This window comes from Terrimonas pollutisoli (genome assembly GCF_029360765.1).
GTDB classification, from domain to species: domain Bacteria; phylum Bacteroidota; class Bacteroidia; order Chitinophagales; family Chitinophagaceae; genus Terrimonas_B; species Terrimonas_B pollutisoli.
The window spans coordinates 1-12,977 of sequence record NZ_JARKNA010000019.1; the positions used below are offsets into that span (position 1 = coordinate 1).

Consider the following 12,977-nt stretch of genomic DNA (forward strand, 5'->3'; position numbering starts at 1 on the left):
GAAATAAAGGCGTTGTTTTTAAGAAAAATACATGCAGTGACCTTTAAGGGGTTCCTGCTAAAACTGGTGATGTTTATTCTGGCTTTTACCCTGAATAAGCTCACCCTTTAACTAGCAACTTGAATTATTTAGTCTCTTTAAAACTATCGGCCCATACACGAATTCTTTTATCGGGTGCATCATCAAACGTTGCCAGGAAAGACACTTTTCCATTTTTACCTTCCAGTGTGATAGTGATGTTTTTCGTCTCTCCCTGGTCTTCAAATTCAGTTTTGAATTCGCTCTGTCCCTCCTTGAAAGGAATTTGCCAGGCACATTTCGCCGATCGAATCGTACCTGTCATTGTATGATCGCTGGCAGGAGAGATAGTGATAGTTTTTTCCGAAATGGTTATTTCAGTTACTTCATCCACCGTTTTTCGCACCGCTCCTGCAGTATCCAGGTACTCTGTTTTAGAAGAAATCAGAGAAAGTTTCTTTTCACACTGGGCATTGACTGCAGTTTGTGACGCAATGCTAAAGGTTAGTGCTAAAAACGCCGGAATAATTGGTTTCATGTTTTTTGATTTATTCTATAAGACGCAATCATGAAAAATAGGTTTCAAAAAAATCTGTCTTTTTGGATTTCCGGCAACAAAAGAATGCTATTGTATGGAATAACCGACTTAGTTTTTCTGCTTTATCTTTAAGAATGAAAGCAAAATCAGCAACATCAAAAAAAAGCGCCGGCATTCTTCTCTATCGTTTTTCGGTGGGTCTGCCGGAAGTATTGCTGGTACATCCCGGTGGGCCTTTCTGGGCAAAAAAGGATATAGGAGCATGGTCCATTCCTAAAGGCGAGTTTGAAGCTGAAGAAGATCCGTTATCTGCTGCGCAAAGAGAACTGGAAGAAGAAACAGGAATAAAAGCCGAAGGAAACTTTATTGAACTGACACCGGTAAAGCAAAAAAACGGCAAACTGGTTTATGCATGGGCTTTGGAAAAAGAGGTAGATGCCGGTAGTATTAAAAGCAACAGCTTTGAAATGGAATGGCCGCCAAAATCCGGGAAGAAAAAATCATTTCCCGAAATTGATAAAGCTGCATGGTTTGGTGTAACGGAAGCAAAAGAAAAGATCCTGGCGGGACAAGTACCCTTTATCAACGAATTGGAAATGAAACTTGGCCATACTGTTGAATAGAATAATGAAATGCTGACTGAAGTTTATCCTGTCTCCATAGTAATCTTAATACCTGCATAAATGTGGTACCAGTTTCTCAATATTTTTTTCTTTGTGTTTCATACCGTCTTCACGTTATTTAATATGGTGGGCTGGATTTTCCCCCGTACCCGTAAACTTCATCTCGTTACTCTTTCATTAACTGCTTTCTCGTGGTTTATATTAGGCATCTGGCATGGCTGGGGATATTGCGTCTGCACCGACTGGCATTGGGACGTCCGTGACAAATTAGGATATGAAGACCGCTCCCACTCCTACATACATTTCCTTATTCTCAAGCTGACAGGTGCTGATTTGGATCCTGGATTGGTAGAACGAGGCACCTTGATTGTTTTCCTGCTGAGTTTTGCGTTAAGTATTTGGTTAAATATCAGGAACCGAAGGCGGAAGAAAAAGCTTTCCTGAAAATACCGGTTATTTAGGATCATTCCCCATAAGTAAAAAAATATTTACTAAGGGTAGTATAAAAAATAGCTGCGAAGAAATCATCTTCGCAGCCACCTCATTTTTATAAACCTAGCGACTTACAATTTGAACCGTCGAAATTCCCGATTGCGCTGTAGTGCCATCGATTAGCGTTGCTGTTATCCTATAGCTGATGAAACCAGGAAAAACACTATCATCTGTAAATTTGTAAGACCTTGAACCGTCTTCTGGTAATGAAGTTACGTCTTCCCATACCGCATACGGGTCAGTAACATCTTCATATGTTTTTTGAATGGTAAAGTTTACGACACCTGCAGTTGATTCAACTGACCAGGTAAGGGTTATACCTTTTCCTTGCCGGTGAGTGGAGAAAGAAGTAAAGACCGGGCCTTGCACATACCCTGCTTTTACTTTAATAGTTGGGCTTACTGAATTTTCCGCTGCTACTGAAGAAATGCCTGTGGTAATAATCATTGCCGAAATAGCAAATGCCGATAGTTGTGTTTTCATAAAAATTCTGATTTTAGAATTTAAAAATAGGGGCTGGCGTCACTAAAAGCAATAGTATATTTCATGCATCGGGCATGATTAAATACAGTTATCGTTATCGTAATAATCCATGGCTCACTGGAAATAATAAGGCGGCGAACAAACAGATCCTGCAGGGAGTATAGACTTTAATTAATATGCGGCAATCATTATCAACCCTGCTCTACTTTTCTGCAGCAATTGTTTTTTTAAAAGCCCATCTGGTTTTTTAAAAAGTACTGATTGACTACTTCGAAATAACTGGCATTTTTAGAACGCATCCGCCATTGAGGCAGGGCAAAAAAAAGTATTAACTTCTGTTAATGCTTTTTTTTGTGATGTGATGTATCGGCAGAACTTAGCTGAATGAGGCTTTTATGAAAAAATTGGCTTACTGTTTTTGAAGATTTTTCTTTTCGATTTTCTTAACAAGGTCTTCATGCACCACAACCTTGCTTTGCATTACAACCCGCTTTTCTCCTATTTCCTCAGGATTTTTTTTATTAATCAGTTGCATTAAAATTTCTGTAGCCTTCTCCGCCTGTTCATACGGAAACTGTTCCACTGAAGCCAAGGGCGGCTCATCCAGGTAACTGGTCATCGGCAGGTTGGCGTAGCTTACAAAGTAAATATCCTTATTCACTTTTAAGCCTTCACTTCTTGAGTACTTGATGGCATCCAAAGCAACGTAATCATTAAAAGCAATCACAGCTGCAGGACGTTTCTCCAAAAGAAGCAATTGCCTGACGGCTTCAAGAGTTTTCTCTTTGCTGAGGTCTGTTTGTACAATGTAAGATTGATCAACTGAAAGATTATTTTTTTTCAACCCTTCCAGGTAGCCATTCAATCTTTCCTGTGAGGGCAGCATGGTATCAGGCCCTTTTATAAACCCGATATTTTTATGCCCCTGGCTAACCAGCCAGTCAACCAACTGAACAGAACTGCTTTTTAAATTACAGGATACTGAATAAACATCGGGGCTATCAGGTACACGATCAAAAAATACAACCGGGATAGAATAATTGGCTAATTGTTCGAAGTGCTCGTAACTATCCGTGTTTTTTGATAATGACACCAGCAAACCATCTACCCGGTGCCGACGCATCGTATCTACAATTTTCTTTTCTCTTTCTACATCGTCGTGTGACTGGCCTATCAATACGGTATAATTATTTTCAGTAGCTATATTTTCAATCCCATTTATGGCAGTAGAAAAAAACTCTTCGCCTAAGTTGGGAAGTATAACGCCTATGGTAAATGTTTTGCCTTGCTTGAATGAGATGGCAGCCTGGTTGGGTTCATAGTTTAGCTCTTCAGCTAATTTCTGCACCTGCATTTTCGTACGCAGACCAATGCTGGGGTGGTTGTGCAGTGCCCTTGAAACGGTTGACACGGAAACATTCAACCGCTTGGCGATCTCTTTAATAGTAGCAGGCTTTTGGGTCATATACGACAAGAAAGATAACTACAAAATTACAACGAAGAAAATATTGCCCTGAATAAGCAAGCTTGAGTTAATTTTCAACCATATTTAACCGTGTACCACTTCGTGCTTTGCTGCCAGCATGTGGGTTTTGCTTTGTTCAATTGCTTCCATTATTTGTCGCAGTATTTCTTCTGAGCTATCATTGTAATCAATAGTCATTGGAGGTTTGAATTGAACCGATAAAATCGTTCCTTTCTTTCTTAGCTTCAATCCCGTTTTATTAAAAGCCCGCCAAAAGCCATTTATCACGACAGGTATCACTATGGGCTTATTTTGTTTGATGATAAGAACGGTACCTTTTCTACCCGGCGCAAATGGCTTGGTCGTTCCTTGTGGAAAGGTAATCACCCAGTTTTTTTCCAATGCTCTTGTGATCTTCCTGGTATCAGACGGATCAAGCCCTTTACGGGTTTCGTTGGCTTCGGCATTCCATACTCTTTTAACCGTCAAAGCGCCTGCCAATGTAAATAACCGGCTGATCCAACTTCCATTCATGGTGGCTTCAGCCGCCACATAGTTGACACGGGTAAAGGGATTGAGCAGGTAATAGGGAACGCCTAACTTGTTTTTCTTTCCCCATTTTACAGCACAAAAAATATGAAGGAAGGTGATGACATCTGCGAAGTAGGTTTGATGATTACTTACAAAAAGGACATTTTCTTTTGGCAGGTTTTCAAGATGCTCGGTGCCGGATATTTTTAGTTTATTGATTATTGCCAGCCCTGGGTAGGAAAAAAGACCAACCACGGCATACACCATTTTACGGACCAGCTTGAAGTTTTTTAATCGCTCCCTCAACGAACTCATGGCAATTATTTAAACGCTCAATAATGATGTGAAATTAAGCAATTGAATGCTTTTACAAGTAGGAGAACAGGAATTGCGCTGATCAGGTTAAATCAAAAATCCGGGCCACGCAAGTCCAACTTTAGTTTCATTGGGTACTAAAAAAGGCTGTCCAAAATGGACAGCCTTGTATAATAAAGCTTACAGAAATTATTCAGCTTTCGCATCATCAGAAGCGGCTGCTTCGCCACCTTCCATTTTCTTCTTCAGGTCAGCTAATACACCGAGGTCACCTAAAGTAGCTTTTTCTACTTTACCCTGGATGTTCTTCACTGCTTTCTTTGTCTTATCAGCTTCTGCTCTTGCTTCTTTCTTCGCAGCTTCTTTTTCTTCTATCTGGCCTTGTTCCCATATACGGCTATGAGAAAGGACAATGCGTTTTTCATTGCGATCAAATTCGATCACCATGAACTGAGCTGTTTCATCCGCACCGATGCTCTTGCCATCCTCTTTTGTCAGGTGACGGTTAGGAGCAAAACCTTCCAGGCCATAAGGCAATTGAACGATAGCACCTTTGTCATCGCGACGGGTAACTACACCTTCATGCACCGTGCCGATAGCAAATGTATCCTGCAGTGCATTCCAGGGATCTTCTTCCAATTGTTTATGACCTAATTGCAATTTGCGGTTTTCTTTATCGATACCCATGATCACCACGTCGATGTTTGAACCAACTTTTGTGTACTCACTTGGGTGATTGAAACGCTTCAACCAGCTCAGATCGCTGATGTGGATCATACCACCGATACCGGGAGCCAGTTCAACAAACACACCATAGTTGGTAATGTTTTTCACCAGGCCGGTATGACGGCTTCCTTCAGCAAAGCGGCTTTCGATATCATTCCATGGATCTGCCGAAAGCTGTTTGATAGACAAGCTCATCTTGCGGCTTCCTTTATCCAGTGTAACGATTTTAGCTTCATGCTCGTCGCCCAGCTTGAAGAATTCTTTCGCATTGATCGGCGTGTTGGCCCATGTAATTTCACTTACGTGAACAAGACCTTCAACACCTGGTAATATTTCAAGGAATGCGCCGTAGTCTTCAATGTTCACTACTTTACCTTTTACTATATTACCTTCTGCAATTGTTTCAGGCAATACATCCCATGGATGAGGAGTCAGTTGTTTCAAGCCAAGGCTGATACGTTTTTTCTCGTCATCAAAATCCAATACCACCACGTTGATCTTCTGATCCATCTTCAGCACTTCAGCTGGGTGAGAAATACGACCCCATGAAATATCTGTGATATACAACAGACCATCCAGACCACCCAAATCCATAAAGGCGCCGAAGTCGGTAATGTTTTTCACTGTTCCTTCCAACACCTGGCCTTTCTCGAGTTTGCTCATGATCTCTGCACGTTGTGCTTCGATATCGCTTTCGATAAGGGCTTTATGAGATACAACAGCGTTCTTGATAGTTTCGTTGATCTTAACTACTTTAAACTCCATTGTTTTTCCAACAAACTGGTCGTAGTCAGTTACAGGTTTCACATCGATTTGTGAACCTGGCAAGAATGTTTCCATTCCGAAAACATCTACGATCAAACCACCTTTTGTTTTAGAGGTAACCAAACCAGTGATAACCTCGCCGGTTTTGTGTACTTCCATGATTCTTTCCCATGCACGGGTAATGCGGGCCTGGCGACGGCTCAGATTCAGGTGACCCTGGCGGTCTTCCTTATCAACTACCATCACTTCCACTTCATCACCAATCTTCAGGTTGGGTTGATCACGGAATTCGTTCAATGAGATCAAACCATCGCTTTTAAAACCGATGTTCAATACAACATCTGTTTTGGTCAAACCAACAATCAATCCTTTGATCAGTTCTCCATCGTTCAATTGTACGAAAGTGTTATCATACACTTTGTCGTACTTTTCTTTTTCTTCTTTTGTGTAAGAAGTAACGTTACGTTTGTCAACGCTCCAGTCAAAATCGTCGTGAGCGGTTTGCACAGGTGCATTTGGTATCGCTGTAGTTACTTCTGCTGTATCAGCAGCTGCAGTCTCCGGTGCATCAGCGTTTAGTTGTTTTTTAATAATGTTTTCAAACATGATAATATCCCGAAGGTTTTTAAATCGGGGGAGCAAAGATAAGTTTTACTTAGCGGTTTACAGGCTGAATTTTGAAGTTTTTTAGCGCTATTTTACCAGCTTTAACACCTTGATTAGGCTTTGGTTGCGTCGCACTCTTCAGCGTTTCCGTTCGCTATTCGGCAGACCTCATCCCTCTTTCCCTTCTCCAAAGGAGAAGGGACGGTACCGCATTACTATTCCAAACTATGTAACTACCACATCATCGTTATATCTCTGCCCAACATTTTCGATTACTCTGATACGATTTGAATCATCGAAAAGCCAGGGCTGTGTGCTGCTCCTCTCCTTTGGAGTAACCGGGCAAAGCGAAGGTTAGGAACGTAGCTCGAGTGAGGTCGCTGCCCAACATTTTCGATGACTCTGATACGATTTGAATCACCGAAAAGCCAGGGCGGCGTGCTGTTCCTCTCCTTTGGAGAGGTTAGGTGAGGTCGCTGCTCAACATTTTCGAAGACCCTGACTATTTATCAGAATCTCCGAAAAGCCAGGGCGGCACTTTGCAAGCTTCCGCCAACTGGCGGAGGGATTTAGAGGGGGCCAGGTCGGGAGGGTTTTTCTTATATTCATCCAATGCTTTATCGCTTTCTGAAAATAATTGTCCGGCTTGCCATGCTGATCTTCTGCCGGAGTATCATTGTTAACAACCGGGCGATGCTGAAAAAGCGAGGCCCTCTGCTGCTGGCAAGCAATCACCCTAATTCATTTTTGGATGCCATTATCCTCGATATTCTTTTTGAACAGCCAATTTGGTCACTGGCAAGAGGTGATGTCTTTAAAAACAGATGGATCAGCGAAATCCTGAAAGCTTTAAAAATGTTTCCTGTTTACCGGGTAAGCGAAGGTGTTGAAAACCTGAACAACAACTATGAAACGTTTGAAAACTGCAAACAGGTATTCAGAAAAAATGGCCTTATACTTATTTTCAGCGAAGGTAAATGCATCAATGAGTGGCGCCTGCGGCCCTTAAAAAAAGGAACGGCCCGCCTGGCAATCAGTAGCTGGGAAGAAAATATTCCGTTACAGGTTTTGCCGGTAGGCATCAATTATAGTTCATTCCGTCGATTTGGAAAGAATGTATTCATCAATTTCGGCGAGCCCATCAGTAAAGAAGATATTCCGTTAAACGAAGCTGACGGTATCCGTTACCAGGCTTTTAACAATAAACTACAATCGCAGTTGCGATCATTGGTGTTTGAGATAAGCAACACCGACAAAAAAAAGAAACAGCAGCTACTCGAAAAAAAGCCCTCTCCATTTGCCAACATCCTTCTTTCATTTCCCGCATTCCTGGGTTGGCTGACACATTTTCCTTTGTATTTGCCGATTCAAAGAATTACTTATAAAAAAACATCACATAACGATCATTACGATTCGGTGATGGCGGCGGCGTTATTATTCACTTATCCGCTTTACCTTTTAGTGATTTCATTTGTTCTTTTCTATTTCACAAAATCCAATTATAGTTTTCTGTTGCTATTGTTGCTGCCGTTGACGGCGTGGAGTTATGTGCAGGTGAAGAGGCAGTTGGATAAATGATCTGCACTGATTTTCTCTATCCTCTAAAACTTGTTTACATGCCACATAAAAAGCACGAAGCGAAGAATAACCCTTAAACCGTAAAGTATTTTGTAATGTTTCTTTTATTGAATTCATTTGCAATCCCCCTGTTCTCAAAAAAATCGTTAAATAAGATAATTGCCTCGTCTATCGTCAATACTTCGTGTACGAGAATACGAATAGGTCCAATTTTGCTATCAATTGTAGTCCAAACGTTACTTTGCTCATTTTTCCCTATCACAAAATGCTTAAATGAGTTACTGCTAAAAAATCTCGCTTCAATTGTAAGTCGTCTTTTATCACCGGAGCATTGAATGTAATCTCCATTATCTTTTATCAATATTAAATAGGGACACTCATATGGCTCTAGTTTATTTAAAAAATATTTTACTTCCTCAAAAGTTGAAATTTCAGATTCCTTAATCATCCCTTGATTTTCATATTGTACTTTCATTCCTTAAATTTATTTTGGATTCCAATGATGATTTTGGCTGTTGGTAAAATTATTTTATCATGCTTTGTGAAATGTCCCCCTTGCTCTGCGAAACGTCCTCGTTTCGCAGTTTTATTATATCGCCTCTGGCGATTGCAATGCAATACTCTTCGCGGCAATAAACCCACTCGTCCAGGCATGCTGAAAATTAAACCCACCGGTTATTCCGTCTACATCTAATATCTCGCCTGCAAAAAATAAGCGAGGTATTTTCTTACTCATCATAGTATTGGCATCAACTTCATTCAGCTTAATGCCACCCGCCGTTACAAATTCCTCTTTAAAAGTCGTTTTACCTTTTATGGCAAATTCACTGGCACATAAATTCCGTATCAGCTTGTTCTGATCTTTTGCCGGCAGGTCGGCCCATCTTTTTTCTTTATTCACTCCGGAGTGTTCCAGGAAAAACTCCCAAAGCCGCTGTGGCAACCCAAATGGATTCCTGTTTACTATTTTTTGTGAAGCCATTTCAAACCGAAGCGTTTGAAGTTTTTCCATTAACTGTTGTTCATTGAAGTCCGGCAGCCAATTTACTAAAATGGAAAACTGCCAATTGCAAACTGCCAACTGCCTCGCACCCCATGCACTCAGCTTTAATACAGCCGGCCCGCTCAATCCCCAGTGTGTGATCAGCAAAGGGCCTTCCTGCTCAAGTTTTGTCCCGATAATTTTTACTCTTACATTTTCCACACTTACTCCCATCAGTTTTGTAATGGGATGATTGGGTATATTAAAAGTAAACAGAGAAGGTACCGGCTCTTCAATAGCATGTCCCAACTCTTTTAACCATTCAAACATCGATGACTTCGGATATCCGCCCGATGCGACGCAAACCCAATCGGCATCAATTCTTTCTTCATTTGAACATTGAACATTGAGCGTTGAACATTGAGCATTTATTTTTTTAACCTCAACATTCATTTTGACTTTCACATTATACCGATCCGCTTCCCGCAGCAAACAATCAATAATCGTTTGGGATGAATCGGTAACCGGGAACATCCTCCCATCCTCTTCTGTCTTCAGCTTCACGCCACGTTCTTCAAACCATTGGACAGTGTCTGTTGTAAAAAACTGGTGAAATGTTTTCTTTACAAAATTGCCCCCGCGGGGATATTTCTTACTCATTTCAGCAATATCAAAACAGGCATGAGTGGTATTGCATCTTCCCCCACCGCTCACTCTTACCTTTGATAATAGCTTACCTGATTTTTCCAGGATGATCACTTCCAGTTGCGGATTCATCCTGGCTGCATTTACGGCGCAAAAAAAGCCTGCAGCCCCTCCGCCAATGACAACTAGCTTACCCCTGCCCCCTAATGGGGAATTATGATCGGTCTTTTCGATGTTTGATTGTGATTGCTGCATAGGCAGTAGAAGAAGCTATAAAGAAGTTCATAAATATCAGATAGCTTCCATACGTTGTGCCGAAGCGGATTGAGGACTAAATAAATTTGGGTTACTAACTTCCACTTCCTCTATCGTAGAATAGTTTGAAAGAATATCGGCTTTGTTTTTCTTAACAGCCACATCATGTTCAAAGTGCACTGAAGGCTTTCCGTCTTTTGTTCTCACCGTCCAGCCATCACTTTCTGTATATACTTCTTTACGGCCCAGATTGATCATGGGTTCTATCGCCAACACCAGTCCTTCTTTCAATTTAGCGCCTGTTCCTCTTTTACCATAATTCGGCACCTGTGGATCTTCGTGAAGGCTTTTTCCCAATCCATGCCCCACCAATTCTCTCACCACACCATAGCCATGTTTTTTTTCTGTATGTTCCTGGATAGCATAAGCGATATCACCAATCCGGTTACCTGTCACCGCTTTTTCAATGCCTTTGTACAACGACTCTTTGGTATGTTTGATCAGATTCATCACCTCTGGTCCGGGATCACCAATGGCAAATGTGTATGCATGATCGCCATGCCATCCATTTAATATTACTCCTATGTCAACAGAGATGATGTCTCCCTCCTTCAACTCATTGCCATTCGGAAAACCATGCACCACCACATCATTGACAGAAATACAGGAATTATACGGATACCCGTTATAGTTAAGAAAGGATGGAGTAGCATTGTGATCCTTGATGAATTCGCCGATCATTTTATCAATGGACAGCGTGGTAATGCCAGGTTTGAGAATTTTGGCGACTTCCGTTAAAGTTTTACTGACGAGCAATGCGCTTTTTCGCATTTGCTCTATTTGGTCGTTTGTTTTACAGATCATCATACTAATACACGAAATTAATAATTTCAGTTCGCAATCTTAGTATCAGAACCTGTGTTGTTCCGTTAACGTTCCTGTAAGAATCGATAAAAACAAAAAACCTGGCAAGATTTACTTACCAGGTTTTCCAATTTTTTATCGTCAATCTTAGTACTGAACAGCTGACGTTGTCTGTCTGCCCTGTATGCGACCGCTTTTCATTAAGCCATCGTATTGGCGCATCAACAATTGTGTTTCGATCTGCTGCAGTGTATCCAAAATAACACCGACCATGATCAGCAACGACGTACCTCCAAAGAAGGTAGAAAATCCCTGCGTAACACCCAACCGCTGAGCGATACCGGGAAGAATACCTACAAAAGCCAGCAATATGGCGCCCGGGAATGTGATTTTATCCATCACACTGCCGATATAATCTGCAGTGGGCTGTCCTGGCTTCACACCGGGGATAAAGCCATTGTTTTGCTTCAGGTTGTCCGCAATTTGCTTAGGGTTAAATATCAAAGCTGTGTACAGGAATGTAAAGCCAATCACCACTACTGAATAGATCAGCATGTACCAAAAGTTTTGGTGATCAGTAAACATTCTTGATATTTCATTCGGTCCTTTACCAAGAGTTAAAAGAGTTGGCAGGAACATGATTGCCTGGGCAAAGATGATGGGCATTACACCGGCACTGTTCACCTTCAATGGCAAAAATTGTCTTGCGCCACCAAACTGGCGGTTTCCAACAATCTGCTTCGCATAGTTAACCGGTACTTTTCTTACCCCCTGGATCAATAAGATACATCCAAGGATGATAGCAATCAGGATAGCGATCTCAACAATAAAGATCAGGATTAAACCTGTACGTGTTGACTTCGCCACCAACTCCTGCGTAAATGACTGTGGCAAACGGGCAAGGATACCGATCATGATGATCAGCGATACACCGTTGCCCAATCCCTTATCAGTAATTTTTTCACCCATCCACATAACAAATAAAGTACCTGCGGTGAGGATGATGATAGTGGATAAAGTGAAGTAGCTGGTGAATGCAGGAATGATGGCAGCAGATGACGTTTGATGCAGATACCCTACATAAGCAGAAGCCTGCACAATCGTTACACCCACTGTAAGGTAGCGTGTATATTGATTAATCTTCTTGCGGCCACTATCGCCTTCTTTTTGCATTTTTTGAAACTTCGGCACCAGCACTGTCATCAACTGCATAAAGATAGATGCAGAGATATAAGGCATGATACCCAATGCAAAAATAGATGCCATGTTAAAGGCACCACCGGCAAACGTGTTTATAAGGTCAAGGATACCATTTCCCTGCCCTTTATTCAATTCCAGTTTGATAGGATCAATTCCAGGCAGAACAATGTGTGAACCTATTCTGTAGACAGCAATGAGGATTAAAGTAAAAATGATCTTACTTCTTAGTTCCTCGATGCTCCAGATATTCTTAAGAGTTTGAATTAATTTCTTCACGGGAGTTAAAAAGATTTAAGAGCCCAAAAACAAAAAGACGCATTTTTTTTATGCGCCTTGCAATTTAGCGAAATTTACTTAACTATTTCAATAGAACCACCCGCAGCTTCGATAGCAGATTTAGCCTTGTCGCTTACTGCATTCACCTTGAAAGTGAATTTGTTTTTCAACTCGCCATTACCCAGAATTTTCACCTTATCGTTCTGGCTGATAAGCCCGTTGATATAAAGATTTTCCAGGGAAATTTCAGTGAAGTTATATTTTTCAGCCAGTTGCTCTACCTGTCCCAGGTTTAAGACTTTATATTCAACACGGTGAGGATTATTAAATCCACGTTTAGGAATACGGCGCTGAACGGGCATCTGACCACCTTCATGCCCCATTTTTCTTTTATAACCAGCACGGCTCTGTCCACCTTTTGTACCTTTTGTAGATGTACCACCATGTCCTGATCCATCACCACGTCCAATTCTTTTTTCTTTGTGAGTTGCGCCTTTTGCAGGTCTTAATTCGTGTAGTTTCATTTTGCTTTTATTTTGTACTCATCGCCCCGAAAGCTTCCGATAGTATTCGGAACGGGGCTCGCTTTTAAAAAATTGAAATCCGAAGCCGGAT

13 protein-coding genes and 1 pseudogene are annotated in these 12,977 nt (G+C 41.3%); 4 read left to right on the forward strand and 10 right to left on the reverse strand.

Annotated features, from left to right (window positions below; translation table 11 throughout):
* Window positions 1–111, forward strand: a pseudogene (locus P2W73_RS21775) (IS982 family transposase); the annotation flags it as partial.
* Between the two features lie 13 nt (window positions 112–124).
* Here P2W73_RS21775 and P2W73_RS21780 read toward each other — a convergent pair.
* The gene (locus P2W73_RS21780; RefSeq protein ID WP_276504222.1) at window positions 125–556 is read right to left on the reverse strand and encodes a hypothetical protein; all 432 of its coding nucleotides are present in this window, start codon (window positions 554–556) and stop codon (window positions 125–127) included.
* 134 nt (window positions 557–690) lie between these two features.
* Here P2W73_RS21780 and P2W73_RS21785 point away from each other — a divergent pair, with 134 nt between their 5' ends.
* Window positions 691–1,179 (forward strand): NUDIX hydrolase, encoded by a 489-nt coding sequence (locus P2W73_RS21785; protein WP_276504223.1) that lies wholly within the window; start codon window positions 691–693, stop codon window positions 1,177–1,179.
* Window positions 1,180–1,239: 60 nt separating this feature from the next.
* Window positions 1,240–1,623 (forward strand): DUF2784 family protein, encoded by a 384-nt coding sequence (locus P2W73_RS21790; RefSeq protein WP_276504224.1) that lies wholly within the window; start codon window positions 1,240–1,242, stop codon window positions 1,621–1,623.
* 111 nt (window positions 1,624–1,734) lie between these two features.
* On the opposite strand, the gene P2W73_RS21795 is transcribed toward P2W73_RS21790, so the two are convergent.
* The 4 genes from P2W73_RS21795 to rpsA all read right to left on the reverse strand — a co-directional run bounded on the left by P2W73_RS21795 (window position 1,735) and on the right by rpsA (window position 6,562).
* Entirely contained in the window at window positions 1,735–2,154 is a 420-nt protein-coding gene (locus P2W73_RS21795; RefSeq protein ID WP_276504225.1) for a hypothetical protein, read from the reverse strand.
* Window positions 2,155–2,563: 409 nt separating this feature from the next.
* The gene (locus tag P2W73_RS21800; protein ID WP_276504226.1) at window positions 2,564–3,619 is read right to left on the reverse strand and encodes a LacI family DNA-binding transcriptional regulator; all 1,056 of its coding nucleotides are present in this window, start codon (window positions 3,617–3,619) and stop codon (window positions 2,564–2,566) included.
* Window positions 3,620–3,703: 84 nt separating this feature from the next.
* Window positions 3,704–4,465, reverse strand: a complete 762-nt coding sequence (locus P2W73_RS21805) for a lysophospholipid acyltransferase family protein (RefSeq protein WP_276504227.1) — start codon at window positions 4,463–4,465, stop codon at window positions 3,704–3,706.
* A gap of 189 nt (window positions 4,466–4,654) precedes the next feature.
* Window positions 4,655–6,562 carry a 30S ribosomal protein S1 gene (gene rpsA, locus P2W73_RS21810; RefSeq protein ID WP_276504228.1) on the reverse strand — a complete coding sequence of 636 codons (1,908 nt, stop codon included), beginning with the start codon at window positions 6,560–6,562 and terminating at the stop codon, window positions 4,655–4,657.
* A gap of 651 nt (window positions 6,563–7,213) precedes the next feature.
* Between rpsA and P2W73_RS21815 the strand changes: the two genes are divergently transcribed.
* Entirely contained in the window at window positions 7,214–8,140 is a 927-nt protein-coding gene (locus P2W73_RS21815) for a 1-acyl-sn-glycerol-3-phosphate acyltransferase (protein ID WP_276504326.1), read from the forward strand.
* 73 nt (window positions 8,141–8,213) lie between these two features.
* Here the strand turns inward: P2W73_RS21815 and P2W73_RS21820 are convergent, their stop codons facing one another.
* The 5 genes from P2W73_RS21820 to rplO all read right to left on the reverse strand — a co-directional run bounded on the left by P2W73_RS21820 (window position 8,214) and on the right by rplO (window position 12,886).
* On the reverse strand, window positions 8,214–8,615 hold the full coding sequence (locus P2W73_RS21820) for a hypothetical protein (RefSeq protein WP_276504229.1): 402 nt from the start codon (window positions 8,613–8,615) through the stop codon (window positions 8,214–8,216).
* A gap of 114 nt (window positions 8,616–8,729) precedes the next feature.
* Window positions 8,730–10,022, reverse strand: coding sequence for a BaiN/RdsA family NAD(P)/FAD-dependent oxidoreductase (locus tag P2W73_RS21825; protein WP_276504230.1), 1,293 nt, complete (start codon window positions 10,020–10,022; stop codon window positions 8,730–8,732).
* Window positions 10,023–10,058: 36 nt separating this feature from the next.
* Window positions 10,059–10,889, reverse strand: a complete 831-nt coding sequence (gene map / locus P2W73_RS21830; protein ID WP_276504231.1) for a type I methionyl aminopeptidase — start codon at window positions 10,887–10,889, stop codon at window positions 10,059–10,061.
* A gap of 144 nt (window positions 10,890–11,033) precedes the next feature.
* On the reverse strand, window positions 11,034–12,362 hold the full coding sequence (secY, locus tag P2W73_RS21835) for a preprotein translocase subunit SecY (RefSeq protein WP_276504232.1): 1,329 nt from the start codon (window positions 12,360–12,362) through the stop codon (window positions 11,034–11,036).
* 74 nt (window positions 12,363–12,436) lie between these two features.
* Window positions 12,437–12,886 carry a 50S ribosomal protein L15 gene (gene rplO / locus P2W73_RS21840; protein WP_276504233.1) on the reverse strand — a complete coding sequence of 150 codons (450 nt, stop codon included), beginning with the start codon at window positions 12,884–12,886 and terminating at the stop codon, window positions 12,437–12,439.
* Window positions 12,887–12,977: the final 91 nt, after the last annotated feature.